At 69.4% G+C, this 25150-nt stretch carries 32 protein-coding genes, 1 tRNA gene and 1 CRISPR repeat array; of the genes, 11 read left to right on the top strand and 22 right to left on the bottom strand.

The genetic code is table 11. From position 1 onward, the window contains the following. Window positions 1-167 precede the first annotated feature (167 nt). Genes QT17_RS01875 through QT17_RS01865 form a run of 3 tightly spaced genes read right to left on the bottom strand, consistent with a single transcriptional unit; the run spans window position 168 to window position 3305 of the window. Window positions 168-1658 carry a hypothetical protein gene (locus tag QT17_RS01875; protein ID WP_039455665.1) on the bottom strand — a complete coding sequence of 497 codons (1491 nt, stop codon included), beginning with the start codon at window positions 1656-1658 and terminating at the stop codon, window positions 168-170. Window positions 1659-1668: 10 nt separating this feature from the next. After that, window positions 1669-2334 (bottom strand): hypothetical protein, encoded by a 666-nt coding sequence (locus QT17_RS12995; RefSeq protein WP_052155136.1) that lies wholly within the window; start codon window positions 2332-2334, stop codon window positions 1669-1671. Next, entirely contained in the window at window positions 2331-3305 is a 975-nt protein-coding gene (locus QT17_RS01865) for a hypothetical protein (protein WP_039455663.1), read from the bottom strand. The genes QT17_RS12995 and QT17_RS01865 overlap by 4 nt, the downstream gene beginning before the upstream one ends. Before the next feature lie 77 nt (window positions 3306-3382). On the opposite strand from QT17_RS01865, the gene QT17_RS01860 reads away from it, so the two are divergent. Genes QT17_RS01860 through QT17_RS01840 form a run of 6 tightly spaced genes read left to right on the top strand, consistent with a single transcriptional unit; the run spans window position 3383 to window position 7249 of the window. Next, window positions 3383-3700: a hypothetical protein gene (locus QT17_RS01860; protein WP_152607306.1), complete on the top strand. Its 318-nt coding sequence runs from the start codon at window positions 3383-3385 to the stop codon at window positions 3698-3700. After that, window positions 3697-3825 (top strand): hypothetical protein, encoded by a 129-nt coding sequence (locus QT17_RS14680; RefSeq protein ID WP_255347407.1) that lies wholly within the window; start codon window positions 3697-3699, stop codon window positions 3823-3825. Before QT17_RS01860 ends, QT17_RS14680 begins: the two co-directional genes overlap by 4 nt. 3 nt (window positions 3826-3828) lie before the next feature. After that, window positions 3829-4620 carry a hypothetical protein gene (locus tag QT17_RS13570; RefSeq protein WP_039455659.1) on the top strand — a complete coding sequence of 264 codons (792 nt, stop codon included), beginning with the start codon at window positions 3829-3831 and terminating at the stop codon, window positions 4618-4620. Next, complete coding sequence (locus QT17_RS01850) at window positions 4617-5537, top strand: hypothetical protein (protein WP_039455657.1); 921 nt, start codon at window positions 4617-4619, stop codon at window positions 5535-5537. Before QT17_RS13570 ends, QT17_RS01850 begins: the two co-directional genes overlap by 4 nt. Before the next feature lie 3 nt (window positions 5538-5540). Then, window positions 5541-6398 carry a hypothetical protein gene (locus QT17_RS01845; protein ID WP_039455655.1) on the top strand — a complete coding sequence of 286 codons (858 nt, stop codon included), beginning with the start codon at window positions 5541-5543 and terminating at the stop codon, window positions 6396-6398. Beyond that, a complete protein-coding gene (locus QT17_RS01840) occupies window positions 6395-7249 on the top strand; it encodes a hypothetical protein (RefSeq protein ID WP_039455653.1) in 855 nt (284 codons plus the stop codon). Before QT17_RS01845 ends, QT17_RS01840 begins: the two co-directional genes overlap by 4 nt. Before the next feature lie 16 nt (window positions 7250-7265). After that, window positions 7266-7825: direct repeats of the CRISPR family, unit length 36 nt; unit sequence GTCGCAATCCCCTTGCGGGGAAGCATCTCGTGCAAC. Between the two features lie 447 nt (window positions 7826-8272). Here the strand turns inward: QT17_RS01840 and QT17_RS01835 are convergent. From QT17_RS01835 to QT17_RS14950, 17 genes are read right to left on the bottom strand one after another with little or no spacing between them, the layout of a single operon-like run. Further along, complete coding sequence (locus QT17_RS01835) at window positions 8273-8518, bottom strand: hypothetical protein (RefSeq protein ID WP_039455651.1); 246 nt, start codon at window positions 8516-8518, stop codon at window positions 8273-8275. Window positions 8519-8530: 12 nt separating this feature from the next. Beyond that, complete coding sequence (locus tag QT17_RS14675) at window positions 8531-13399, bottom strand: helicase-related protein (protein WP_039455649.1); 4869 nt, start codon at window positions 13397-13399, stop codon at window positions 8531-8533. Between the two features lie 19 nt (window positions 13400-13418). Further along, a complete protein-coding gene (locus QT17_RS01825) occupies window positions 13419-14114 on the bottom strand; it encodes a hypothetical protein (protein WP_152607304.1) in 696 nt (231 codons plus the stop codon). Then, entirely contained in the window at window positions 14092-14889 is a 798-nt protein-coding gene (locus QT17_RS13565) for a hypothetical protein (RefSeq protein WP_039455645.1), read from the bottom strand. The genes QT17_RS01825 and QT17_RS13565 overlap by 23 nt, the downstream gene beginning before the upstream one ends. A gap of 1 nt (window position 14890) precedes the next feature. Further along, on the bottom strand, window positions 14891-15088 hold the full coding sequence (locus QT17_RS13785) for a hypothetical protein (protein WP_153802417.1): 198 nt from the start codon (window positions 15086-15088) through the stop codon (window positions 14891-14893). 11 nt (window positions 15089-15099) lie between these two features. Continuing rightward, complete coding sequence (locus tag QT17_RS13780; protein WP_039455641.1) at window positions 15100-15489, bottom strand: hypothetical protein; 390 nt, start codon at window positions 15487-15489, stop codon at window positions 15100-15102. Between the two features lie 11 nt (window positions 15490-15500). Further along, window positions 15501-16565 carry a DeoR family transcriptional regulator gene (locus QT17_RS14670; RefSeq protein WP_039455639.1) on the bottom strand — a complete coding sequence of 355 codons (1065 nt, stop codon included), beginning with the start codon at window positions 16563-16565 and terminating at the stop codon, window positions 15501-15503. Then, window positions 16562-17401 carry a hypothetical protein gene (locus QT17_RS01800; protein WP_039455637.1) on the bottom strand — a complete coding sequence of 280 codons (840 nt, stop codon included), beginning with the start codon at window positions 17399-17401 and terminating at the stop codon, window positions 16562-16564. The genes QT17_RS14670 and QT17_RS01800 overlap by 4 nt, the downstream gene beginning before the upstream one ends. 2 nt (window positions 17402-17403) lie before the next feature. Then, the gene (locus QT17_RS13775; protein ID WP_153802416.1) at window positions 17404-17577 is read right to left on the bottom strand and encodes a hypothetical protein; all 174 of its coding nucleotides are present in this window, start codon (window positions 17575-17577) and stop codon (window positions 17404-17406) included. Next, window positions 17574-17795 carry a hypothetical protein gene (locus QT17_RS01795; protein ID WP_039455635.1) on the bottom strand — a complete coding sequence of 74 codons (222 nt, stop codon included), beginning with the start codon at window positions 17793-17795 and terminating at the stop codon, window positions 17574-17576. Before QT17_RS01795 ends, QT17_RS13775 begins: the two co-directional genes overlap by 4 nt. Next, on the bottom strand, window positions 17792-18544 hold the full coding sequence (locus QT17_RS01790) for a site-specific DNA-methyltransferase (protein WP_052155135.1): 753 nt from the start codon (window positions 18542-18544) through the stop codon (window positions 17792-17794). Before QT17_RS01790 ends, QT17_RS01795 begins: the two co-directional genes overlap by 4 nt. Next, entirely contained in the window at window positions 18534-19037 is a 504-nt protein-coding gene (locus tag QT17_RS01785) for a hypothetical protein (RefSeq protein ID WP_039455632.1), read from the bottom strand. Before QT17_RS01785 ends, QT17_RS01790 begins: the two co-directional genes overlap by 11 nt. Beyond that, window positions 19034-19318, bottom strand: a complete 285-nt coding sequence (locus QT17_RS01780) for a hypothetical protein (RefSeq protein ID WP_039455630.1) — start codon at window positions 19316-19318, stop codon at window positions 19034-19036. The genes QT17_RS01785 and QT17_RS01780 overlap by 4 nt, the downstream gene beginning before the upstream one ends. Next, window positions 19311-19463 (bottom strand): hypothetical protein, encoded by a 153-nt coding sequence (locus QT17_RS13770; RefSeq protein WP_153802415.1) that lies wholly within the window; start codon window positions 19461-19463, stop codon window positions 19311-19313. Before QT17_RS13770 ends, QT17_RS01780 begins: the two co-directional genes overlap by 8 nt. After that, window positions 19456-19923 carry a hypothetical protein gene (locus tag QT17_RS13550; RefSeq protein ID WP_152607303.1) on the bottom strand — a complete coding sequence of 156 codons (468 nt, stop codon included), beginning with the start codon at window positions 19921-19923 and terminating at the stop codon, window positions 19456-19458. Before QT17_RS13550 ends, QT17_RS13770 begins: the two co-directional genes overlap by 8 nt. Before the next feature lie 15 nt (window positions 19924-19938). Then, a complete protein-coding gene (locus QT17_RS01770; RefSeq protein ID WP_039455626.1) occupies window positions 19939-20169 on the bottom strand; it encodes a helix-turn-helix domain-containing protein in 231 nt (76 codons plus the stop codon). Next, window positions 20162-20383: a helix-turn-helix domain-containing protein gene (locus QT17_RS14950; RefSeq protein WP_047753581.1), complete on the bottom strand. Its 222-nt coding sequence runs from the start codon at window positions 20381-20383 to the stop codon at window positions 20162-20164. The genes QT17_RS01770 and QT17_RS14950 overlap by 8 nt, the downstream gene beginning before the upstream one ends. Window positions 20384-20622: 239 nt before the next feature. On the opposite strand from QT17_RS14950, the gene QT17_RS01760 reads away from it, so the two are divergent. After that, the gene (locus QT17_RS01760) at window positions 20623-21141 is read left to right on the top strand and encodes a S24 family peptidase (RefSeq protein WP_235283682.1); all 519 of its coding nucleotides are present in this window, start codon (window positions 20623-20625) and stop codon (window positions 21139-21141) included. Window positions 21142-21283: 142 nt separating this feature from the next. Then, on the top strand, window positions 21284-22285 hold the full coding sequence (locus QT17_RS01755; RefSeq protein ID WP_235283680.1) for a site-specific integrase: 1002 nt from the start codon (window positions 21284-21286) through the stop codon (window positions 22283-22285). Between the two features lie 77 nt (window positions 22286-22362). Here the strand turns inward: QT17_RS01755 and QT17_RS01750 are convergent. Together QT17_RS01750 and QT17_RS01745 are read right to left on the bottom strand one after the other, a co-directional pair. Further along, window positions 22363-22438, bottom strand: a tRNA-Ala gene (locus tag QT17_RS01750). Window positions 22439-22474: 36 nt separating this feature from the next. Further along, on the bottom strand, window positions 22475-22813 hold the full coding sequence (locus tag QT17_RS01745; RefSeq protein ID WP_039455621.1) for a hypothetical protein: 339 nt from the start codon (window positions 22811-22813) through the stop codon (window positions 22475-22477). A gap of 62 nt (window positions 22814-22875) precedes the next feature. Here QT17_RS01745 and QT17_RS01740 point away from each other — a divergent pair, with 62 nt between their 5' ends. The 3 genes from QT17_RS01740 to rsmA are packed head-to-tail and all read left to right on the top strand — an operon-like array spanning window position 22876 to window position 25062. Continuing rightward, complete coding sequence (locus QT17_RS01740; protein ID WP_039455620.1) at window positions 22876-23508, top strand: Rad52/Rad22 family DNA repair protein; 633 nt, start codon at window positions 22876-22878, stop codon at window positions 23506-23508. Next, the gene (locus tag QT17_RS01735) at window positions 23505-24251 is read left to right on the top strand and encodes a metallophosphoesterase (protein ID WP_039455614.1); all 747 of its coding nucleotides are present in this window, start codon (window positions 23505-23507) and stop codon (window positions 24249-24251) included. The genes QT17_RS01740 and QT17_RS01735 overlap by 4 nt, the downstream gene beginning before the upstream one ends. After that, on the top strand, window positions 24244-25062 hold the full coding sequence (rsmA, locus tag QT17_RS01730) for a 16S rRNA (adenine(1518)-N(6)/adenine(1519)-N(6))-dimethyltransferase RsmA (RefSeq protein WP_039455612.1): 819 nt from the start codon (window positions 24244-24246) through the stop codon (window positions 25060-25062). Before QT17_RS01735 ends, rsmA begins: the two co-directional genes overlap by 8 nt. The last annotated feature ends 88 nt before the right edge of the window (window positions 25063-25150 follow it).

The raw sequence follows: 25150 nt of genomic DNA, 5'->3' as shown, positions 1-25150 counted from the left end.
ACAGGGGTCAGACCTCCTCGGCTAGGCCCTGGAGGAGCGGGCCGTCTGACCCACCGTGGTGTTGCGGGCGGGCGCGAGAAGCGCGGTACACCGGCATGGCCTCATCCTCCTCCCCTCGAGGGGTCAGACCAAACCGGGGGGCCGAAGCCCCCCGGCCAGGCCTTGGGCTAGAAGGGCTTCCAGCGGGCCGCCTTGGGCAGGTAGTTTTTGACCACCCAATGCCGCTGGGGAATGCCCAGTTTGAGGGCGCCGAAGAGGAGCACCGCCCAGGGCACCGTGGCCTTCACCGGGGCCAGGGGGAACTGGAGCATGGGCAAAAGCTGCGTCCAGTCAATGGCCTCGGGGCTGAGGTCCAGGAGGTAGAGGGTGGCGGAGCCGGGGATGTCGTGGTTAAGGTCGCGGAAGACCACGGGCTGGGTGGGGTCCGAGCCCGCGGGGATGCGCTTAACGAGGCGGAGGTCCGCCGGGGTGGGCAGGGTGGCGGGGTCCTTGGTGGAGCGGTAGATGGCGTAGCCCGTCTGGCGGTAGCCCGCGGGGGGCTGGATGGTGAGCTCCGCCCCGCCGCCCGCGGCGATGGTGACGGCCTCGAGGGCGCTCAAGGGACCCTCGCCGCCCTCCCCGATGGCGGCCACGGCGTAGTGGTAGGTGCCGGCCTGGGCCGCCTGGAAGCGGCTGTTGGGGTCAGAGGTGATGGCCTGCGCGCTCAGGGTGGGGGCGGCAGGGGCCTCGGGGGAAAGCCGGCCCCGGGTGCGCACCTCCGCCGGGGTGGTGAGGTGGGCGGCGTCGGGGTCCTCGATCCAGACGTCCTGGGTGGTGATGACGTCCCCGTAGGAGGTGCGGATGGCCCGCACGGGCGCCCCGTAATCCACGGCCCGGGGGTTATCGTCCAGGGCCACGCGCCATTGCGGCTGGAGGTGAAGGTCCAGGTCGTTTTGGACCGCGGGGGAAAGGTACACGTCCGTGATGCGGCCAAAACCGCCATCCGGACCGATGGTGCGCCCAAAGGCCTGGTAAATGGCGGCGTAGAGCTCGTCCACGTTGCTGGAGCCCTTTAGGTCCAGGATGTGGTCCGGGAACTCCTTGGCAAGCCAGGCGCGGATGCCGTCAAACTGCGTGGGCACCACCGCCTCATCCCCCTGGAAGAGGGCCCACTCCAGGCCCCGAAGGAGGCGCAGGGTGGCGTTCACGTTCTCCCGGGCCTTCAGGTCGTCCCCCGTGCCCAAGACGGTGCGCTGCTGCAAGGCGGCCAGGCTAATCTCCGCCCGGGTCATGAGGTACTTCACCCGGAGGATGTTGCGCCGGTACTCGCCCACCGCCCCCCGGATGTCCGAGGTCTCGGAGTGGAAGGCATCCGCGATGTCGCCCCCGGTGCCCACCTGGGTGGCCCACTCGGCCACGGAGCTAAAGGCGGGCACGGGGGTGAGGCGCTTGTAGAGGCGGAAGGTTTCCTCCCGCTCCACCACGCTCCGCAGGGTGGCCTCCAAGGACTCGAGGCGGATGGCGGGCACCCCGCTCAGCCCCGCCTTGAAGTCCAGGGCGTGGGGGTCGCCCGCGGTCTGCACCGCCTTGGCAAAGGCCTGCCAGTCCTCCAGGGTCCGAATGCCGTTGGGGAAGCCGGGAAGCCCCCCGCCGAAGAGGATGTTGGTCAACCCGTCCATCCGCTACCTCCTAGATGAGGCCCAACACCTTGAGCTGGTGCGGGGCGAAACGCTTCCGAACGCCCTCCAGGTCGCCGCGGTTGAGCATGGACTCCAGCACGGCCACGTCGTAGGCGCTGAACGCGTCCTTGGCCGCCACCGCCTTGGCCACCAGCTCCCCCGGGTTGAGCCGGGGCTCCTCCGCGGCCTTGGCCACCCGCCGACCCGACTTGGGGAGCCTGGGGGCGTCCAGGACGCCATAGACGGCCTCCTCCAGCTCCGCCACCCCCTTGGCCACCGCCACGTTCTGCCTGCCCAGCTCCAAGGTGGCGGCCCGGAGGGCCTCGAGGTTCTGGTGGATGCCGTCCAGGGCCCGGACGATGAGGGAGAGCACGGCGCCCAGGGTGGGCTCCGCCTCGTCGTCCTCGTCCTCTTCGTCGTCCTCTTCGTCGTCCTCGTAGCGGGCCTTGGCGGTGGGCTTGTCCTCCTCGTCCTCAAAGTCCATCTCCAGGTCCTGGTCCTCCTCGTCCTCTTGGGCCTCCTGGGCCTTCTTGGCCTTCTTGGCCTTCAGGCGGGCGTAGGCCTCGAGGTCCTCGTCCAGGTCCCGGGCCAGCTCGTCATCCTCTTCCTCCTGGACCGCCTTGGCCAGGAGGCCCTGAATGCGGGCGAACGCGGTCTCCACGTCCTTCTGCCTCATGGCTTCCTCCTCACGCTTTCACCTTGCCCTCCCTTAGGGGTCAGAGCCAAAATCTCCTCTCCCAAGCGCGTGGTGAAGCGCTTGGCGACGCGCTCGGGCACGCCCAGGCGGAGGAAGGCCTTCATCACCCCCTTTAGGCTCCCCTCCACCCGGCCCGTTAGGAGCCCCCGCAGGACTTTGGGGGCGGTCTGGCGGTAGAGGGCCTCGAGGGACTCCCGCCGCAGGGCGGGCACCCCGCTCAGCCCCGCCTTGGCGTCCAGGGCCTGGGGGTCGCCCGCGGTGAGCAGCGCCGCCTGGGTCAGGGCCTTGGCCAGGGTGCGGTAGGGCACCACCGCCACCTGCCCCATCACCCGCACGTCCCCCGCGCCCTCCGCCTTGGCGAACGCCCCCATCGGCTCCAGGCTCACCGGGGGCAAGGCGGGGTTTTGCGCCCGCTGGGCCAGGCCCACGGAGTACCACTCGATGGGCCCCTTGAGCACCCGCACCCGCTTCCCGTCCCGTAGCTCCACCTCCACCGTGGCGTTGGGGGCCAGCTTGCCGAACACGGAGGGGAACCAGCGCATGGGCGGGGTCATCTGGGTGAGGGAGTGCCACACCCGGTCCGCCCACTCCCCGCTGGAGCCGGGCGGGGGTGGGGCCAGGTTGCTGAAGAGCTCCGCCTTAACGAAGATGCTCGGGCCCTGCCGGCGCACCTCCAGGGGCAGGCCGATGACGTACTCCGGGCGCATCCCGGTCCCCGGGGGGTTGCCGAGCCAAGACCAATGGTTGACGTCAATGTTGCCCTGTCGCAGGAAGAGGTCCCGGGAGGCCCAAAGGGCATCCGCGGCGATGTCCTCGCCCTCCCGGTCCACCACGCCCTCCCGGGAGGCCTCGAAGTAGAGGACGCGCCGCGTGCCGGGCTCCGCCCGCACCGCCTGGGGCAGGGGGATGAGAAGGGTGTCCACCCCCTGGGGCAAGGTGAGGAGCTCCATACCCTAGAAGGTGGACCAGCTTAGGGGTCAGAGCCCCCTGACCCCGCGCCCCGTGTAGCGTGCGGGTGGAGGTGAGCATGGACTACCGGGTCAAAGTGGTCGGTGTGCCCAGCGTGCTGGACGCGGTGAAGAAGGGCCAGAGGGTGAAGGTGAACGGCATCCTCTTCGGCTGGAGCGACAAGTTTGGCGCCGTGGTCTCCGAGCCCGTGAGCCTGAAGCAGGTGGAGCCCTTCCGCCAGGTGCCGGGCTACGCGGTGATTGACGCCACCACCGGGGACCTCATCACGCCCCCCGTGGCCGCGGTGCGCCCAACCCCACGGAGGAAACGGGCCTGGGCCCCTCCCCCGCGGAAAAAGACTGGCTCGAGGCCTTCCGCGCCCGCTACCGGAGCATGAGCCCAAGCGCCAAGGCCAGGCTCCCCAAGGAGGAGCTTAAGCGGGCCCTCGAGGCCCTCCAGGTGGTGGCCCCCGAGGAGGCCTCCAAGGAAGACCTGGTGCGCCTTTTGGATGAGGCCCTCTAGCCTATGCCCCTCACGGCCCAGTACCTGCGGGACCGCTTCCTGCGGGGGGTCCCCCTGGAGGACAAGGAGGGCCGGCCGTACCCCGAGGCCCACCTGGAGGAGGCCCTTAAGGCGGCCCAGGCCTGGTTCACCCGGGCCTTCGGCGTCCTCTTCGCCCCCACCCGGGTCGTCCTGGGGGCGGTGCCGCAGGCCCGCCTGCCCGAGGACGGCCTGCCCATCCTCCGGGGGGAAGGGCCGGACTACGAGCCGGACGCCTGGAAGGGGGACCGCTGGAGCATTCTGAAGCTCCCCTACGGCCCCATCCGGGAAGTGCGCTACGTGGCCCTGGGTCTGGGGGGGCAGGCCTTGCCCCCGGTGCTGGAGTTCCCGCGGGAGTGGTGGCAGGTGAGCCGGCGCCGCTACGCCCTCCGCCTCTACCCGGGATGGACCTCGGCGCAGATGGTGCAGCTCAGCGGGGTGTGGACGGGGGTGGTGGCGGGGGGCAGGCGCATCCCCAACGGGTGGCGCATCGCCTACGACGCGGGGTTTGGGGACGTCCTCGAGGAGGAGCCGGACCTGGCCTGGGCGGTGGCGGCCCGGGCCGCCATCCTCCTCCTGCCCACCCTGGCCATGCTCCAGGAAGGAGCGGTGGCCTCGGAGAGCGTGAGCGTGGACGGCCTCAGCCAGAGCCGGAGCTACCCCGTGAGCGCCACCAGCCACCGCCTCTCCCCCTACCAAAGCGCCCTGGAGAAGGAGCTGGAGGCGTTCCTCCGGACCTACTTCTCCATCAAGGGGCCCATCCTCTTCAGCGCATGAGGCACTCCTTTGACGGGTACGCCTTCCACCTGGAGCACTTTGACGAGCTCCTGAACGGGGAGCAGTCCTGGGCCCTCCTCTACCTCCCCGCCCGGGCCTGCCCCTGCCGGGACCGGGCCACGGGGAGCCCCCAACCCACCTGCCCCCGCTGCCGGGGCTACGGCTTCACCTGGGAACCGCCCCCGAGGGTGGAGTGGACCCTCACCTTCCACCGGGGTTCCGCGGCCCGGCCCGAGGCCCTTCCCCGCCACCTCCGCCCGGAGGAGGTGATGGCGGTCTGGGACGAGGAGGGGAGGAGCTACGCCATCGCCCTCGAGGACGGCCAAATCCGCTTCGTGGGGGAGGCCCCGCCGGAAGGCGCCGCCTACCACGTGCGCGTGCGGGCGCCTTTGGTAGCGCGGGGGCACGGGCAGAACCTGGCGGGGCGGAAGGAGGTGGGGGAGTACGGGGAGCTGGACCACCGGGACCTGAGCCTCACCCTCCCCGCCCGTACCCGCCTCCCCGATGGCAGGTATGTGGCCAACCCCGCCTTCTTCGCCGCCTACCCCGACCGCTTCGTCCTCGTGGACGCGCGGGTGCGGGTTTCCCAGGTCCTCCACCGGGGGGAGGAGGAGCACCTCTTATACGCGTACGTCTACCAGGTCCTGGGATGCGAGGCCCTAGACGCCCAGTTCCGCCCCAGCGCCTACGCGCCGGGGGAGGACTTCACCCTCGAGGCGGGCCGGGTGGTCTGGACCCCGGGCCGGGGGCCCCGGATGGGCACCCCCTACACCCTCACGTACATCGCCGCCCCGGAGTTCTACGTCTTCCGGGAGCTGCCCCAGGTGCGGCACCAGGGCGGGCATTCCCTGCCCCGCCGGTTGCACCTCCGCGTCTGGGAGCTCTTCCCCCGCCCCGGCGCGGCCTACGGGAGGTGAGGCATGCGCTACGAGGTCAGCGTCAGCATCGGCTTTCCCAGCCCCTTCGAGCGGGCCATCGCCCTGGCCACCCACCGGCCCGAGGCCCTCTTCCCCAACCAGCTCGCCGCCATCCGGGACCTGGCGGTGGCCGCGCACCGGAAGTGGGTGGGCTACGCCCTGGGGGAACCCCTGCCCTCGGGGGAGCGCGTCCAGCCCCGCACGGGCAACTACGCCCGGAGCATCACCCTGGAAGCGGAGGCGGACCACAGCTACACCCTCAAGGCCAAGGCTCCCTACGCCGCGGCCCTGGAGTGGGGGCGCCCCGCCTACGACCTGCGGGAGGTCCTGAAGCGAAGCCACCAAGCCCGCCGGGCCAAGGCGGGCCACCTCTACATGCACATCCCCTTCCGCCACGGGACCCCGGGGGCGGTGGGCTTCGCCTCGGTGATGCCGGAGGAGGTGTACGCCCGGGCGCGGCGGATGGCCCAAAGCCGCGTCGTGGGCGTGCACCACGAGCCCTCGGTCCACGACCCCAGCGCCTTCGCCCGCCGCTTCCGCTACCAATGGGGGGACCGGCTCACCCTGGGCGACCTCGAGGCCCTGGGGCTGGACACCTCGGACCCCCAGGTACAGCGCCTGGCGGGCCTACACCGCTTCGAGGCCGCCTCCACCCCGAGCGAAAGCCGGAGCGCGTACCTCACCTTCCGCACCCTCTCCGAGAAGAGCCCCCCAGGGAGTTGGGTCATCCCCGAGCACCCCGGCTACCGCATCGCCGGGGCGGTCTACGACTGGCTACGCCAGGTATACCCCGAGGTGATGCGCATCGCCTTAGAGGCGGACGTTAACCGGCTCAAGGCCTTGGCGGGAGGTGGGGCATGAGGGTCTTGCACCTTTTGGCCGAGCCCCGGCCCGAGGGCGGGGCGGTGCGGCTTTTCCTCACCCTGCCCCAGGGCTACCCCTGGGTGCGGGTCCTCCGGGCCCCGGAGGGCACGCCCCTCGCCGGCCCCGAGGACCCCGGGGGCTTTTTGGTCTGGGACGGGCCACCCAGGCCCAGCCGCGCCTATCCCTTCGTGCGGGAACCGCGCCCTTCCCTGCCCGAGGGGGGGGAGGTGTGGGACCTCGAGGCCTTCCCCGCCGCGTTTGGGGAGGAGCGCCGGCCCCTGGAGGGGGGCCGCTGGACTTACCACGTCTGGCCCAAAACCCCGGAGGGCCAGTACGGGGAGCCCGCCACCGCCACGGTGGCGGTGCGGCGGGAGGCGGAGGCCCGCCTGGTCCTGGACGTGAAGCGCGTGCTGTACCAGCGCTTGCGTTTCCACGGGGAGGCCCGGGGGGTCTTTGTGGCCCTCCAAGAGCACGTGCACGAGCAGAAGCCCCTTCCCCAAGCCCTCATCAAGGCCCGCTACGCCCTCGCGGAGCGGGCCTTCGGGGATCGGGACCTCACCGCCACCTTCCGCGCGGTGGCGGAGGTCCTCCTCCTGGCGGAAAGCCCGGGGCAGCGGGATGAGCTGGCCCTCTACTTCACCGCCCGCCTCCTGGCGGACTTCCCCCTCCTAGAGGCCCTAGGGTGGGACGGCCTCACCCTCACCCGCGCGGACCGGATGCTGGACCTGGGAAGCGCGGTCCTCTACGGGGCGGAGATGGCCCTCGAGGGCATCCTGGACGCCTACGCCGCCTACGGCAGGCCCTACCGCATTGGGGACTACACCCTGGAGTGGCGGGTAGGGGTCTGAGGCGACGCCCGGCACTAGCTCAATCCCCTTGCGGGGAAGCATCTCGTGCAACAAAACGCTGGGAGCGGGAGCGTGAGCTGTACCTGGAGTCGCAATCCCCTTGCGGGGAAGCATCTCGTGCAACGCGATTCTCACCGTCCCCCCCGGAGCTGGGCCAAGGCGTCGCAATCCCCTTGCGGGGAAGCATCTCGTGCAACTGTAGGGAGGACGAATGTTTAGAGGCCATAAGTTCTTTCTGTCGTCGCAATCCCCTTGCGGGGAAGCATCTCGTGCAACACGATAGAGGCCGCCATCAGACTGCCGGAGGGCGCGGTCGCAATCCCCTTGCGGGGAAGCATCTCGTGCAACAAGAGTGGGATGAGTTCTGGAAGGCGGTGGAGGCGCTAGGTCGCAATCCCCTTGCGGGGAAGCATCTCGTGCAACCATCCGGGCGTGGCCCTAACCTTTGTCGGGGCCATCAAGTGGTCGCAATCCCCTTGCGGGGAAGCATCTCGTGCAACTTGACGAGTCAAGACAAGCGCAAAATCCGAGGCTTCAAAGGTCGCAATCCCCTTGCGGGGAAGCATCTCGTGCAACTGTACCCCTCTCATAATCCCGTCCTGGACGTTGCTCTTGGAGGGGGGGTTTGTGAGAAAGATGAAGTTTGGAATATGCATAAGCCGTATAAAGGCCGTTTTTGGGGGTTTAGCCCGATGAAAACTTACTTGCGGAAGGGGCGATGAGAAGGTGAAAGCGCATATTCGCCTTCCTCAAGGGCAAAACTGGCTTTCAAGATCCCCTGTCCGACCCTCGGACAAGGCCATTATAGCAGATGAGCGCAACGATGCACTCAGTATATACTTGCGACAGAAAAAACCTTGCGGAGCTCACTACACTATGAGAAAGTGTTAAACGCGCCTTTGCGCCTAAATCTAGGCGAACCGCGGAAGTAGCTATCTCATCCGCAAGTAAGGGCCCATCCCCCAACCCGCCAAATCGCCCCCTTAGGCCCCCGTTCCCTTCAGAACCGGGCTACGCCCTTCTCTACCCCGCCTCATCCCCGGCGTACAGCCGGGCGATGTGCCGCTGGAAGAGGGTGTCCAGGTACTCCGCCTCGAGGCCATCCTCTCGCGCCCCAGGCGCGGGGATGAGGGGAAGCATGGCCTGTAGGCGGCGCTCGTGGTGCGCTTCCAAGCCCCGGGCCGCTTCCCGAATGGCCTCGTCCATCCGCAAGGCGGTGGCGTAGGCGCCCCAGACCTCGGCCCATTTGCGCTGTAGCCGCTTCCGCATCCTTCACCCCCTTCACGCCACCATGCCCTGGAGCTCCCCGCGCTTGGCGCGCTCCAGGGCGATGAGCCGGGCCAGGCCCTGGTCGTCCATGCGCTCCCAGTCCCCCTCGAAGATTTCGTGCAGGAGCCGCTTGCGTTCCAGCCGCTTCACCGCGTCCAGGTCGTACTTGGACTCGGTGATGAGGTGGTGAACCTCCACCGGGTTGGTCTGCCCGACGCGGTCTATGCGGGCGTTGCGCTGGGCGTGGGTGGCGTGGGTCATGGGCAGGTCGTAGTTCACGAGCCAGCGCCCCCGCTGGAGGTTCATGCCCACCGCCCCCGCGTCCGAGGCCACCAGGACGTCCACCTCCCCGTTCTGGAAGGCGTTCCGCTTCCGGGCCTTCTCCTCCGAGGAGTCCGCCCCGGTGATGACCTCCACCCGCGCCCCATCCCGCTTGAGGGCATCGGCGATGAGGTTCACCGCCTCCAGGCTGTGGGCGAAGACCACCCCAGGCAGGCCCTGGGCTAGGCGCTCCTTGGCCAGGCGCCGCAGGTGCTGGAGCTTGGCGTTGTGCTCCGGGGGGGCGGCGTCTATGACCCGGGCCTGGGCGGCGAAGCGCAGCGTGCCCAAAGAGGCGCTAAGCCGCCGGGCGATGGCCTCGTGCTCCTCCGGGGGCGCGGAGGCGAAGGCCTTGGGGCTCAGGACCTCGAGGGCCTCGAGGTCCACCCGCCCTTCCCGGGCCGCGGCCCGGGCCCGCTCATAGGCCTCGTTCACCCGGGCCAGCTCCCGCCGCTGCCACGCCGTGAGGGGAATGGGGGCGTGCCCCCGCTCCGTCTCCATGCCCCAGACGTCCTTGCGCTCCGTGCCCGGGCGGATGGAGGCGGCGAAGACGTAGCGGCCCGCCTCCCGCTTGAAGGCCTCCTGGGCGGCGCGGAGGTTCACCCCGTAGCGGCGCTTGAACTCCCCTTCCCGCCCCTCCCAGCGCTCGGGGTCCAGCTTGCGAAGCCAGTCGTACACCTCCGAGGCGTCGTTCTTGACCGGGGTCCCGGTGGCGGCGATGGCGTAGCCGGACTCCCCCAAGGCGGCGTCCACCACGAGCTGCAAGAAGGCGTCCGGCTTCCCCTCTCGGCCCAGGGCCTGGTGCCCCTCGTCCACGGCCACGTAGTCCAGGAGGTTTTCCATGCCGTTGGCCTTCAGGGTTTCCCGCAGAAGCCGCCTGCGGGCCTCCGGGGTGAGTTGCATGAAGTGGTCCTGGAAGTCCTCGAGGGGCAGGCCGGTGTGGGCCGCCATCAGGCGGAGCATGTCATCCCGGAAGGTCTGGTGCGTGATGACCACCATGTGGGTGTTGGGGTCGCGGTACGCCTCCAGGCGCTCGTGGAAGGGGGCTTCCCGGGCGTGGAAGCGGTAGCGCCCGGGCTCGGTGAAGCGGGCCATCTCCTCCCCGAACTGGTTGCGCACCACGCTGGGCACAATAAAGAGCCCCTTCTTCGCCTTCCCTTCCGCGTGAAGCTCGGTGAAGGTGCCGATTTGGATGAGGGTCTTCCCCGAGCCCATCCCCAGGGCCATGAGGCTTTTGCGGGCGGTCTTGGCGAACTTGATGGCCCGCTGCTGCCGAACGAAGGGGGTGCCCTTCCCCAGGTTGACCCCAGGGATGGGGGTGATGCGCTTGGCGGTGGGGGGGAGGTTGGCCACGTAGGGCAGGAGGGAGGCCAGTTGCCCCTCCAGGCGGCGGCCCAGGGCGTACCGCTCCCGGGTGAGGTCCTCGAGGCGCACCTCTACGCTGTAGCCCGCCCCCGGGGCCAGGCCGAAGAGGGCCCCCTGCTTCTGCTCCAAGGCCCGCCTGAGCTCCAGGGAGCGCTGTAGCTTTTGCCTCACCGCCCCTTCCCCCTCAGCCGCAAACCGCCCCCGGACCCGCTCCCTGAGGGCGGCCATTCTGGCCTGCTCCTCCTGGAGGAGGCGGGCCCGCTCCTCGGGGTCTATGGCGGCCCGGAAGCGCTCCCCGTGCTGGAGGGGCACCTTGCCCAGGCGCAAAGGCTTCCCGGTGAGCCGGGCGTAGCTCTTGGCAAAGCGCTCCGCCAAGCGCCCCCGCATGTGGTCCTGGATGGCCTCATACGCCCGGTCCAGGCCCCGCATCCCCACCACAAACTCCTCCCAGGCGGTGGGGCCAAAATGCTGGGCGAAGATGGCCTCCCGCTTCCGGTTCCACTCCTCCCACTCCGGGGTGATGGACCGGTTGCCAAAAAGGTCTTCCCCGTACTTCGCGGGCTCCGGGCCGAGGGCCTCGAGGGCCTCCCTTAAGGCCTTGGTGTCCCGGCCCGTCTTGGGGTCCACCCCGGCAATCTCGGTGTAGAAGTATTCCCGCAGGGCCCGCTGATCCTCGGGGGTGAGCTCCCCTAGGGGCTTGAAGGCCACCTGGGTGCGGGGGTCTTCCATGAGGGCCAGGTAGAGGGCCTTGCGGGTGTCGGGGTGGTCGGGGTCCACCGCCTGGGAGTGGAAGTCGGCATCCCCGTGGCGGCTGGCGTACTCCCGGGCCATCGCCTCGTAGCGCGCTCGCAGCTCCGGGTCCTTGTCCACGTCTATGAGGGTGCCGTCCTCCCGGGTGGCGGGGAAAAGGGCGTCCAGGGCCCGGGCGTACTCGTCCCATTGGGACTCGGGAACGTAGGTGGCCACGAAGTCCACCGAGCCCACCTCCCGCAGGATGTCAGAGGGCTTCCACCCGTCCGCCAACCGGGAGGCCACGTACTCATAGAGGGCATCCGCCACGTCGCGCCCCTCGGCGAAGCCCGGGGGGGTGGCGAAGGGCTTGGGGCGCTCCGGGTCGTTGTGGAGGTTCTTGGGGTAGCTCACGAAGCCCTTGGGGAGCCAGTTGGGCTCGTCCAGCTCCCCCCGCCGGATGGCCTCGAGGCGGGCCCGCAGGGCCAGCTCCTGGACTGGGGCATCCGGGGCGAGCTTCTGAAGGGCGCTCTCCTTGAGGATGACCGATAGCTCGTTGGTCTCCGGGTGGCGGGACGCCTCGTAGTCCTCCCGGCTAAGCCCCAGGGCCCGAAGGGCCACCAGGACGCTTTCCGTGTCCTTATCCCGGCCAAACCGGATGACCACTTGGTCCCGCTTGGCGCGCAGGGCCAGGTTCAGCGCCGCCCCCATCTCCACCTGGCCCAGGGCCGTGCCCAAGGCCTCGAGGGCCTCCTCCAAATAGGCCTTGCGCTGCTCGTTGAGCTCCTTCGCCAGGGTGAGGCTCAGGGCGTCCTTCACCTCGGGGAGCTCAATGGCCGCCGCCGCGGCCTGGGCGGCCTGGGCCCGCTCCAAGGCCTCTTCCATAAGGCGGGTGGCCTGCTCCTCGTGGTACCGCTTCAGGGCCTCCCGCACCGCCTGGAGCTCCTCCGGGGACAGCCGGGACCGCAGGGCGTAGGCCGCCACCTGGGCCGCCCCGTCTATGCCCAAGGCGTCCACCACCAAGCGGTCCAGGGTGGAAAGCCCCAGGGTGGAGGCCACCACGGCGTTGAGGTGGGCGTAGGCCCCGTGCAGGAGGTGGCCCAGCATCTTCTTCCGCTTTTCCGCGTAGGGGAGGCCCGTGGGGTCGTCCTCCGCTTCCAGGGCGTCAAAGAAGGACTGGGTGAGTTCCATGCGGGCCATCTCCGCCACGTCCTCCTTGAGCTTGGCCAAAAACTCCTCGTCCTCCAGGGCCCGGGCCTCCACGTCAAAGGCGGAGGGGTCCCGGTTTTGCAGGGCGCTGGCGGCCTGGTCCGTGTCGCGGGCGTAGCGGCGGAGGGCGGCCTCGAGGCGCCGCGCCTCTTCCGCCAGCTTTAGGAAGGCCTTCACCGCCTCGGCGTCCTTCTTCACCTCCTCGGGCTTGGGCTTGGCCTCCGCTTGGAGGGGGCCGGGGGAAAGCTCTTTGGCCCAGTAGTGCATCCGTTGCAGGGTGTCCCGGGCCTGGATGACATTCATGGCCCGCTCCGGGTCCATCTGCTCCACGCGCTTCCAAAAGACCTCTTCCTTTTCCCGCTCGAGCGCCTCCTCCGTGGCCCCCTGCTCCTTTGCCATCGCCTTCAGGCTCTTCCTGAAGCCCAGGCCCCCCTTGGGCATGGTGGCTAGGGCCTCCTCCGGGGCGATGGCCGCCCCCTCCCCCAGGACCTGGGCCCTGAGCTCGTGGTCCTGGGCCAGCTCCCGGATGAGGTTCCGCTCCAGGGCGTTCAGGCGGTTCACCAGGGTACGGTGGACCCGGGCCGCCACCATCCCCGCCCCGCCCTTCACCCCGGGGTCCTCCAGGTCGGGGTCCACCTCCGAGGCGAGTTTGGCCTTGAGCCGCTTGGGGTCCAGGTCCTCCGGGCGCTCTATGCCCAGCTCCTCCAGGTCCCAGCCCTCGAGGCCCAGGTCCTGGGCGAGCTGGGCCTGCTGGTAGCGGATGCGGGCCAGCTCCTCCATAAGCTGGGCCTGCTTTTCCTTGGCCCGTTCCTGCCACTCCCGTTCCTCCAGCTTCTGCCGGGCGTACTGGGCGGCGTACTCCGGGTCCTCCGCCGCGCGGCGCAGGGCCGCTTCCTCCTCCTGCCGCCGGCGCTCTTCTTCCTGGCGGCGGCGCTCCTCCCGCTGCCTGCGGCGCTCCTTCGCCGCCTCCTTCCACTCCTCAGGGGAGCGGAGGCGGGTGAGGCGGAGGCCCCGCAGCCCCTCTCCCCCGCTCACCACGTGAGCGGTGCCGTCCTCGTGGATGCGAATGCACACCCGCACGTAGTGTTCGGGGTCATCGGAGGGGTGCAGGGTAATCCAGCGGTGGTGGGGCGGGCTACAGGGGTTGTAGCCCGCCTTGGCCAGGACCAGGGCGTGGGGGTGGACGTACACCTCATGCCGCCCCGGGGGCAACAGCGCACGCCGGGCGTACGCTAGGGCTAGCTCCTCGGCCAGCGTCATGCTCCCCTTTTACCCGGGGCTAGGGGTCAGCCTGAGGCAAGGCCTTCGCCAGCACCCGCTTTTGCAGGTCCTCCAGCACCGCTTCATAGACCTCGGGCTCTAGGCGCTCCACGAGCACCGCCTTGAGCTCGTCCACAAAGCGGAGGAGGTAGGCCAGGGCCTTGGTCTCCGCCCGCTTGGCCTCCGTTTCCGCCCGGGTTTTGACCGCCTGGACCACCCGGAAGGCGTGCTCCGCCAGGCGGTCCAGGTAGCTTTGGGTCTGCTGCATGAGGCGCTCCACCTGGTAGAGGAGGGGGCGGGCCTCCTCCGCACCCGCCTCCTCCAGGCGGGCGAAGAGGCCCTCGAGGCGCCCCTGCCACTCCTCCACCCGCCCCGCCCCGTTCAGGAGGTACCAGACCACCGCCTTTAGCACCGCCACGTCCCGGTCCGTGGCGTCCAGGTCTCCCAACGCCAGGACCTCCTCGTAGAGGGCCCGAAGCGTGGCGGCGTGCCGCTCGGAGTAGAGGCCGTGGACCACGGGGCGGCCCGGGGGCTTACGGGCGCCCTCCGCCACCCGCTTGCGCGTGCCCGCCCCGTGCACGTGGCAGACGGAGTAGCCGCGCACCGCCGGCTGCCGGCATTGCGCCCCGGTGGACTTGGACCGGGCCTGACACCGGGGCCTGCCATCGGGTAGGAAGGGTTCCAGGTTGGGGTTAGGGTCTTTCTTCCTGGCCATGAGGTTTCCTCGAGGGGGGCACGGGCCATGAGGTTTCCAAGGCGATGCGGTCTTCGCACGGGCCCTCGGCCTCGCGCCCGCGCTCCAGGAGGCACCCTTCCAGGGGGTCATAGAGGGCGCACCCGCAGGGGTTGAGCCGGGCCAGGGCTAGCTCCACCGCGTGGTCCCCAAAGACGTGGCGCAACACCCGCTCGGAGACGGCTTCGTCCCGAGCCGGCAGCCCCAGCTCCCGGGCCAGCAGCCGCAGCTCCAGCATGAGGGGCGTGCGGGTCCACGCCCGCCACGGGTAGGCCAAACGGGCCGCCTCCAGGGCGTAGCGGGCGGGCAGCAGGTCCGGCTCATCCAGGAGGCGGAAGCGCCCCACCCACCGCGCGGGGACCACCTGCCCCCGCACCCGGGCTCGGTAGGTGGAGCCGTCCCACTCCACCACGCCCTCGTAGAAGCGCCCGGAAGGGCCCTCGAGGGTAGCCCGGGCGGGCAAGACCATAAACACCACGCCCCAGTCCTTCAGGAGGTGGTAGAGCATCCCCGCCCCCAGGCCCAGCTCGCGCTCCACCTGGACCACGGGGCCCGAACGCCCCAAAAGGGCAAGGAGCAGGAGGGGGCGGTGCTCCTCCCAGAAGAGGGCCGCCTGCCAGGACTCCTCCTCCCCCCTGGGGCGGTGGGCCCGGATGAAGGCCGCCGCCTCCGCGGGGCTCATGTCCTCCGCCGCCCTCTCCACCGCCCGCAGGAGCTCGGGCTGCTCGTGGCGGTTGAGCCACTCATAGTACCGCACACTACTCCCAATGCGCCCGGGCAATCGCGGGCCACAAGGCCTCCGACACCCAGACCTCGTAGTACTCCCCCACCTGCCACAGGTAGAGGTCCCCTGGCGCCACAGGGATGCCCCGGGCCTCCAAATCCGCCCGCACCTCCGCCCGGGCCATGAGGACGGGGGTGGGGTCCAGGGGCACCACGTGCTTCCAGAAGCGCATCCCCTCCAGCTTCACCGCCGCGCCCCCATGCGGGCAGCCAGGCCCAGCGCCACCGCCTCGAGGCCCCGGAAGCGGTACCGGCCCATCACATCCCGGGCCGCGGCCTGGAGCTCCTCCGCGGAGCGCCCCGCCACCAACGCCGCCGCGCGGCGCATGAGCTGGGCCAGGTCGCGCTCCAGCTCCGCCCGCTCCTCAGGGTCTTTGGTGCGGGCCACCGCCTCCTTCAGGCGGGCCACCCCAGCCAGGGCCCCGTGCACGCAGCAGTCGTACGTGGGCCGCCGCAAGGCCGCCGCGCCCCCATGCCCCACGTGCACCTCGTAGCCCCCGCACCAGGGGCACGCACCCAGGTCCCACACCAACGCGTTCTCGCGCAGGCCGAGCTCCGCATACCAGGCATCCATCGCGCGCCTCCTCACGCGTCCAAGGGCATCCGGGCTATCGCCTCCGCCAGCGCCGCCTCATCCCCGGCGATGATGGCGTCCACCAGCGCCCTCATGGGGTCGTCCTCCACCGCTTCCTGGGCTACCCGCACCGGCGTGGGCCGCCGCTGGAGCTGGCGCTCCAGCCAGATGAGGGGGCGGGCCAGGTCGGGGCGGGAGGCTAGGCCCTCGAGGGCCTCCCGCACCGCGGCCACAAACTCCCGGGCGCCCAGCCGCCCGAACTCCCGGGCGATGGGCCCGTGGAGCCAGTCCTGCCAGGCCCGCCAGTCGCGGGCGTGGCGGCGGAGGGCGGCAAAGCGCTCCCAGAGGCCCGCGTCCCTCAGGGCCCGCACCGCCGCGGCCCCGGCCTCGGTGTGGGCCGGGGGCGGGATGCGCTCGGGGCGCGCCGCCGCGGCCCACGCCCGGGCCTCCTCGGGGTCCATGTGATTGGCTTCACGAGCCGCGGGGAAAGCCTCGAGAGCCCCAAAACCCCGCTCACCCCTAACGGGAGGGGTTTGCTCTTCCTCAAACGCTTCTCCCCCAACAACGGCTTCCCGGGTATGGGCCCGCTCGCCGAGATCCGCCCCGTGGGGAGGAGGGGGACTGTAGGGGGTGGTGGGGTTGGGGTGGGAGTGAGGGAAGGTGGGTGGGGTTAGGGGGGTTTGGGGGGGAAGGGGCAGGGCGGAAGGGGGAGAGGGAGGGGTGGGGGGTGAGGGCGGTTTGTGCCCCACCTCCCTGACAGATTGCCCGGGGGTGGGATACAAAGTGTCCTCACCCCCCTGGCACCTTGTACCCGGGGTGGGGTGCGCATCGCCCTCACCCCCCTGGCAAACCGCCACGGGGGTGGGCACCGGGACCAGGCGCAGGCCGTCCGGGTCCCCGTGGCGGCTGTAGACCACCTCGCGCTGGAGGAGGCCCTGGGCCTCGAGGGCCCGAAGCCCCCGCCGCAGCGTGCGGGGGTGGACCCCGAGGGCCTCCGCCAGGGCCTTCAGGTTCACCACGCCCCCCTCCGGGGGCAGGAGGAGGCGGAGGGCGGCGTAGAGGACGCCGTACCTCATACCCCCACCTCCTCCCTGTGGGGAAGCTCCCCCTCCTGGAGGTACGCCCTCACCACCTCGGCCCGGTCGAGCACGGGCACGTCGTCCTCCTCAAACTGGGCCACCAGGCGCTCCAGCTCGGCCACGAGGAGGTCCACCTCCAGGGGCTCGAGGTCCCCGAACGAAGCCACCTCCCGCTCCACCACCAAGGAGGCGAGCTGCCGGGCTTCCTCCTTGCTTAGCCCGAGGGCCTTCAGGAGGCCCCTGATGCGCTCCCGCTTGGGCTTGTCCTCGGACGGGCTCTCCAGCGCCTTTGTGGGCTCCGGCTTGGCCTCGAGGGGTTCTCTGGGCGGGGGCACCTCCTGGGCCATCTCCACCACCTCTTCCGGGGTGTAGACCCCCACCGCTACCCCGGGGTAGACGGTGCGAACGCCTTCCGAGATGACCCGGGCCCGGAGCATGGCCCTGGGGTAGCGGAGCCAGTTGCTCCCCTTGCGCTCCAAAAGCCCGGCCCGCCGGGCGTCCTCAATCGTCCAGGAGAGGCGCACCGTGCCGCCTTGGGGGTGGGAGAAGGTAGCCTCCGCCTTCTGGTCAGAGAGCTCGTGCCACTCCACCCGCCCGCCCGCGGCCAAAAAGCGGGCCAGCATGGCGTCAGCCCGCAGGGCGGGCCTCCCGTCAATCACGTGGTACTCCCGCACCGCTTGGGCGGGGTGGAGCCCTTCAGCCTGGGCCAAGAGCATCAGGGCTACCGCCTCCTCCGGGGACCGCAAGCCGAAGAGCCCGCTTTTGACCATGTAGCGGGCCGCCCGCTCGAGGTCCTCCAAGCTCCACCTAACCGCCAGTTCCGTCCTGTTCATGCTTACCCCTCCTCCGCGGAGTCTTCCTCCAGGAGCCTCCCGAAGTTGTTCTCCACCAAGGCCTGCGCGACCTCCTCGAGGGCCTCCTCCGGGCCCAGGTGCCCGGCCCGGTAGTCCCGGAGGATGGCTGCGACCTCTTCTACCGCGAAACCGGCGTCCCAGGGGCCGCCCCTCACGGCTGCACCTCCACGCCCAGGTCCCCGGCCAGGGACCGGAGGGCCTCGAGGGCGTCCCGCCCGGAGCCATAGCCCACGGTGCGCCCGTCGTAGATGGCCCAGGCCTCCACGCTGTGGCGGCGCTGGGCCACGTCCACCTGGTAGCCCATGCCCTTGAGCCGCTTCCGCACCGCTTCCGCCTGATGCGCCCGCAAACCCATCTCGTGTACGGTGTTCATACGCCTTCCTCCACCAGCAATGGGATGGCGCCCGCCAACCAGCGCCGGGCCCGTTCCCGGTACTCCGGGTGCGCTTCCGCGCCCACCCAGCGCCGCCCTGTCATGAGGGCGGCTACGCCGCTCACCCCGCTTCCCGCGTAGGGGTCCACCACCAAATCCCCGGGCTCGGTGTAGCTGTGCACCGCCCACAGGAGGAAGCTCAAGGGCTTTTGCGTGGGGTGGAGCCGAGGCTCCCCCGCTTCCCCCACGTCCGTGTGGAAGACGGACGTGGGATGGCGGGTGCCCGGGTTCTCCGCCACGTGGGGCGTGCCCCGCCCGTAGTGCCGCCCCGCGGGGGTCCGCCGCCGCAGGCGGTAGGGGGTGCCGGGGCGAAGCTGAGGTTGGTAAAGGTGAGGGCCCCGGTAGAGGACGAAAACGTTCTCGTGGGCCACGAGGGGCCGCCGGTTGGCGTTAAAGGGGTTGGTGGGGCGGGGTTTAGCCCAGATGAGCTCGTAGTAGCTCCACCCCGCCTCCCGGGCCGCCAGGAGCAGGTCCAAGGCGTAGGGGTGGGCGGCGAAGGCCAGGACCACCCCTGCCCCCAGGACCCGCCCCACCTCCTGGAGGAGGCGGGGCGGGTGGGGGGCGTGGTCCCAGGGCAGCTGGGTGGTACCGTACGGGGGGTCCAAGACCACCAGGCGGGCCGAGCCCGCCTCGAGGCGGGCCAGGACCTCAAAGGCGTCCTCGTACAGGGCGAAGGCCTCACCAGGCACGCCCCACCCCCAAATAGACCTGAGCTTGCTCCATGACCTGGGCCAAAGCGGCCTGGTCGCGCCGCTCCCAGGCCCGCACCGCCTCCCGCAAGAGGGCCTCGGGGTTCAGGGCCGCTTGGAAGAGGTTGGGCTGGGCGGCGCCCAGGACCTCCGGGGGCTCCCCGTAGGCGCGGGTGAAGGCCTCCGCCATGAGGCTGTAGCGGCGGAAGGTGGTCTCGAAGTAGCTCCAGAGGTAGGCGAGGACGCGCCGCGCCTGGGCCTTCCGCGTGGGGGCCTGGGGGTCGTTGAGGGGGATGAGGACGTAGCGACCCGTCTCCGGGTCCATGCCCAGGAGGTAGCCGGCGGGAGCCGCCTTCTCCGCGGCCAAGGCCACGGCGTCCCGCATCTGGCGGTCGCCCACTCCCAGGACCCGGGCCAGCTCCTCCCGGGTGAGGCCCTGGGGAGCCTTGGCCAGGGCCCTGAACACCTCCCGCGCCAGCTCCAAATCCGTCATGCCCACCTCCCCTGGGTGCAGGCTGGACAGGGGATGTCGTCCCCGACGCGCCCATCGCCCCCGCACACGGGGCAAGCGGTGGAGGTGTGGAGGACCTCGAGGACGCCCTCCCACCCCCACCGCTCCGCGTGCTGGGCGGCCCTACGAGCGGCCTCCGGGTCATGGGCCTGGATGCGGCGGATGCGGGCGATGAGGCTATGCCGCTCCCACCAGGCCCGGATGGCGCGGCGCTCGAGGTCCTCGTTATGCACGCGCCTGATGATGTCGCCGGGCTCAAGCATTATTCCTCCTTTCCCAAGCCGCCAACCACCCGACAAACGCGGCGGCCACGCCCGTGGTGGCCACGGCCACCGCCACCCACACGTCGTGGGTGGCGTTCCCCCAGAGCCACCCCATGACCAGGGAAAGCAGAACGCCTCTAATCATGGGCTGCCCCCATTTCCGCCGCCAGCGCCCTCGCCTCCGCCTGGAGCCGTAGGCGCTCGCCCCACGCGCGCCAAACGTCCCGCTTCCACGCCCCCGCCCACGCCCGGGGACGTTCCACCCCGGCCACCCGGACGTGGACGGTGCGGGCGCGCTCATCGCGGATGACCTCCACCCGGAGCCCCGCCTGCCGCAGGGCCAGAATGGCCCCGTGGAGGCGGTAGCGCTCCTCAGGGGTGAGCTCGTCCCACGCCAGGTTCGCGCCGCCGTACACGGCGTTCACCAGGCGGGGGTGGGCGGCCTCGAGGTAGGCCTCCATCGCCGCGTACTTCCGCCGGCACTCCGGCCCCACCACGCCGATGCCCGGCACCGCGTAGCCGGACCTCGAGAGGGGCCGCCCGCAAACCGCGCAACGGGGAGCTAGCGCCCGCTGCGCCGCCGAGGTAAACTGAGCGCGTCCCATATGTACCTCCTTCTCTTAGGCCAGGGCCTCCTCCCTGGCCTTCCTCACGGCCTGGTGGCCGTAAAGGACCCGTTCAGCGCCTCCCGCCTCTAGAAACTCCACCAGGGCAGAGTGGGGGATGATGATGCGCCGCCCCACCCGGGCCACCCGGATCTGCCGAGCCCGGATGAGAGCCCTCAGGGTGGTCTCGCCGATGCCCAGCACCCGCGCGGCCTGGGCCACGTTGTAGGCGATGGGGTCAGGCATTGGGGTCCTCCATTGTCATCAGAACTGCTGATAACTCGGCGGCAGAAATGTCCAGAGCCCGAGCTAGTTTTCGTAGCGACTGGACGCGCACCCGCGTCTTCCCGCTTTCCACCATAGACACAAACGAGCGGCTGACCCCGGCCATTCGCGCCACTTCCTGCTGACTCAACCGCTTTTCTGCTCGCTTCACCCTGATGAGGGTAGCCAGGTCCATGCCCATACCCTAGCACGCCCGAGTCAATATGTCAACACTGCTGGCAAAGCGCCTGCTACCCTGACTAATAAGGGGAGGAGGTAGGTATGGGTGCAGATATTTTGGCCCATGAAAAAGCGGCGTCTGCTATACGTAAGCGGATAAAAGAGCTTGGGCTCTCGCAACCAAAGGTGTCGCGGATGGTAGGCAAAAGCGCTTCATGGCTAGCCACTCAGGTGCTCCCCAATCCTGAGGGGGCTTTGCGCTACTTGTGGGCCAAAGAGCCTGAAACCTTTAGGCGCCTCTTAAACGCCCTTCAATGGACCCCTGAAGAGTTCTCCCAGGCCACGGGCATCCGCTTCCCCTCCCCGGTGGTGGACTCCTCCAGTTTTATCCCCACCACGCGCTACCGGATGCCCATCATTGAGGCAGGAGCGGGACCGCCCATGTGGAACGAGAACGCCGAATACATCACCCTGGATCTCCCCGAGCTAAGGGGCAAAGGGGAGCGCGAACTCTTCGCGGTGCGGGTCAAGGGAGACTCTATGGAGCCCACCCTCACCGATGGAGATGTGGTGGTGTTCTGGACTGAGGGAGCGCCAGAACCTGGGCGCGTCGTGGCCGTGCATGTGCATTGGGATGGGGTAGTTATCAAGCGGCTTCAACGCTATAACGGCTCCTGGTACCTTTACTCCGATAACCCCGCCCACCCGCCCCTGCCCCTGGGAGAGCACGACCGCATCTTGGGCGTGGCCGTGAACCTGGTGCGGAGGATTTGATGCCCCGTACAGGCAAGCGCCCTCCTGGCGAGGGCTCCATCTACCAGCGGAAGGACGGTCGGTGGGTGGGTGCCATCACCATCGGCTACAACGAGCGGGGCAACCCCAAACGCGTCCAGGTCTATGGCCGGACCAGGGCTGAGTGGCCAGAAAGCTTGCCGAGCTCCAAGCCCGGCATCATCGGGGGCTCCTGCCCGAGCCCACCCGCCTCACCGTGGCCGATTGGGCCAAGCAGTGGCTGGAGATGAAGGCCAAAGAAGTGCGGCCCAGCACCCTAAACTCCTACCGCTACGAGCTCACCCGCCTGCTTCCATCCCTCAAAAACCCTTCCGCCCACGACCCTCTAGGCCGGATGCGCCTCCAGGCGGTACAGCCCCTGCACGTGCGCCGCTTCCTCACGGAGCTCCAAGGCCGAGCCACCTCGAGGACCGTGCGCTTGGCGCGGACCCTGCTCTTTTCCCTATTTGAGGATGCCCTTCGCCTGGAGATGATTGTGCGCAATCCCGTGGCCCCGGTGCGCCTGAAGTTGCCTCCCAAGCGTCCCCCGGGGCGCACCCTCCAGCCGGAGGAGGCCCGCGCTCTGCTGGCGGCCCTGGACGAGGGGGGAACCCCCATCGCCCTGGCCCTTCGCCTCATGCTCACCTGCGGCCTGCGGCGGGGTGAAGCGATGGGCCTGCAATGGGGGGATGTGGACCTGGAGCGGGGCGTTTTGCACGTGCGCCGGGCGTGGATAAAGGTGAACGGAAAGGGCCAGCTTTCGGAGCCAAAGACGCCGGGAAGCTACCGCACCGTACCCATTCCCCCCACCACCTTGGAGCGCCTGCGGGCGTACCGGGCAACCCTCGAGGGGCTATCGGAGGCCGAAGCGCGGGGCATGTGGCTTTTCCCTGGGCGGGACCCCTCCACCCCTGCCCACCCAGACGCTCCGGACCACTACCTGCGGCGGGTACTGGCCCGGCTTGGGCTCCCCGCCATCCGTGTACACGACCTGCGCCACTCCTACGGCTCCCTCCTCCTGGCCAACGGCGCTCCCGTGGAGGTGGTAGCGGACCGCATGGGCCACGCCAGCCCAACCATCACCTTGGGCATCTACCGGCACCTTTTGGAGGAAGAGCGCATGGGGTGGGTCCTAGACCTAGGCTGAGAGGGGTTCTGCTACACGGCCTGCTGTCAAAGCTTCCCCCCGGGTTTCCCCGGGGGGCGGTTTTCACGTCCCAGACTTGGTGGAGCCGACGGGACTCGAACCCGTGACCTCCTGAGTGCGATTCAGGCGCGCTCCCAGCTGCGCCACGGCCCCACGCGCCCTATATGGTAGCGGGGCAAGAAGGCTTGTCTAGTCCCCTTCCTTGAGGCGCACCTCCACCCGCCCCTTCTTGTCCTTCACGGAAAGCTTAGCCTTGGCCTTGCCCTTGCGGTACTCCGCCTTCCACTCGCCCTTCTTCACCTCGTACTTGGTGCGCACCCAGCCCCGGCGGCGCAGGTCCTCGTCATGGTAGCGGAACACGGCCTCCGCCCGGGAAAAGTTGTAGACCACCACGACCCCCTGGGGCTCCGCCACCCGCTCCACCACCACCGCTTGGGGAAAGAGATCCAAGGTGAGGTTGGCGGTGATCCGGACCTCGAGGGCCACCGCCGGAACCAACAGGAAGGAAAGGACAAGCCACTTCCGCATGCCCTAAGGATACCCCCCTCCCTCCCCTGGTCCATGAGAGCCCGCTAAAGTAGACTTAGAAAGTGGACGAAGTTTGGCGGAAACTGGCCGAGCCCTTTCCCCCCGCCGAGGTGCAGTGGCGCATAGAAGCCCTCTCCAAGGACCGGAAGCGGGCCTTGGTGGTCCCCTACGTGGACGCCCGCACCGTCTTGGACCGCCTGGACCGGGTGGTGGGGCCCGAGGGGTGGCACGATAGCTACGAGGTCCTGGCCGACCAGGAAAGGAACCTAAAGGACGAGCGGGGCGAGCGTAGGGAGCGGCTTTGCGAGGTGAAGTGCCGCCTCACGGTCCTCGGGGTCACCAAGGAGGACGTGGGAGAGGGCGACTCCCTCAAGGCCGCCTTTTCCGACGCCCTCAAGCGGGCGGCGGTGAAGTTCGGGGTGGGGCGCTACCTCTACCGCCTGGAAAAGCAGTGGGTGGACTACGACCCGGAAAAGGGCCGCTTCACCCCGCCCAAGCTCCCGGAACCGGAGGCGGAGCCCGAAGAGGAGAAGCCCGAAGCCCACCGCCTCATTGACCAGCTCCTGGAGCGCCTCAGGGAAAAGGGCCTGGGCAAAGAGGCGGCCAGGATCGTCACCAAATACGGGGGGTACGGCAAGACCCCTGAGGAGACCAAGCGCCTCTACGGGGAACTCCGGGCCTTGCTCAAGGGATGAGGGTCGTCGCCATCGGGGACCTCCACGCCAACTTCCCCGCCTTGTGGCGCATCCTAAAGGCGGAAGGCCTGGCGGACGCTTCCCTAAAGCCCACCCCTGACCTCCGCTTTGGGTCCGCCAAGGTGGTCCTCTTGGGCGACCTGGTCCACCCCAAAACGCCCAGAGATTACGAGCGGCTCACCGGCCTCGCCCCCTTTGACCCGGAAGACCCCTTCCACCTACGCCTGGCGGCCAAGGCGGAGATCCGGGAGCTCTTCCGGCTCAAGACCTTCCAAGAAGCGGCGGGGGGCAACCTGGTCATCCTCCTGGGCAACCACGACGAGGCGGTTCTCAAGGGGGAGCCCATCCTGGGGAACCGGCACCTAAAACACCTGGAGTTCCACCCCGAAAAAGGCGGCCTGCCCCTACCGGAGGCCCTCAAAACCTGGATGGAACGCTTTCCCAAAGAGTGGGTGCTAAGCGGGGTGCACTTCGCCCACGTGGGCCCGGTGCCCTGGCTCCAGGAGTACGATGACCTTTTCTACGCCCAAAGCGAGCCCAAGACCTGGTGGTTCCGCACCCCCGACTACGTGGAGCGCATGGGCTATCGCTATGGCGTCTACGGCCACGTGCCCCTGCGGGAGGGCATCCTCCTGAAAGAACGCTTCGCCCTCATTGACGCCTTGGACCTGGGGGAGTACCTGGAGCTCTTCCCCGAGGAAGACCCCTTGGCCGTCAGGATCAAGCGCCTCTCCTATGCCTAACCCCCTCACCTCCCCCAAAGCGGTGCGGGAGCTTCTGGCCAAGCACGGCCTTTTCGCTGACAAGCGCTTCGGCCAGAACTTCCTGGTTTCCGAGGCCCACCTAAGGCGCATCGTGGAGGCGGCCAAGCCCTTCACAGGGCCCGTCTTTGAAGTGGGGCCGGGGCTTGGCGTCCTCACCCGGGCCCTGGCAGAGGCGGGGGCCGAGGTCACGGCCATAGAGAAGGACATCCGGCTTAAGCCCGTCTTGGAGGAAACCCTACAAGGACTCCCCGTCAGGCTCCTCTTCCAAGACGCCCTTGACTTTCCCTGGGAGAGGGCGCCGGAAGGAAGCCTCCTGGTGGCCAATCTTCCCTACAACATCGCCACCCCCCTGGTCACCCGCCTCCTCCAGACGGGCCGCTTCGCCCGCCTGGTCTTCCTGGTGCAGAAGGAGGTGGCGGAGCGGATGACGGCGGAGCCGGGAAGCCCTGCCTACGGGGTCTTGTCCCTACGGGTGGCCCACCACGCCCGGGCGGAAAGGCTCTTTGACCTGCCCCCGGGAGCCTTCTTCCCCCCGCCCAAGGTCCATAGCAGCCTGGTGCGCCTCACCCCTTTGGGGGTGGCCGACGACCCGGCGCTTTTCCGCCTGGTGGAGGCCGCCTTCGCTAAGCGGAGGAAGACCCTGAAAAACGCCTTGGTGGCGGCGGGGTACCCCAAGGAAAAGGTGGAAAAGGCCCTCGAGGCCCTATGCCTCCCCCCGGAGGTGCGGGGCGAAACCCTGGACTTGGAGCGGTTCCGCCTGCTCCAAGCGTTGCTATACACTTCGGTGTAGCTTTTCCCCGCGCGTGAGGATGGACATTACACCGTTTAATCTACTCTTGGTGTAGCCTATCCCCCTTGTCCCGGCCTCAGGGTGATAA

The organism is Thermus sp. 2.9 (genome assembly GCF_000794385.1).
Taxonomy (GTDB): Bacteria; Deinococcota; Deinococci; order Deinococcales; family Thermaceae; genus Thermus; species Thermus thalpophilus.
Note: the sequence above shows the minus strand (reverse complement) of the source record. Positions and strands in the feature narration are given on the sequence as shown.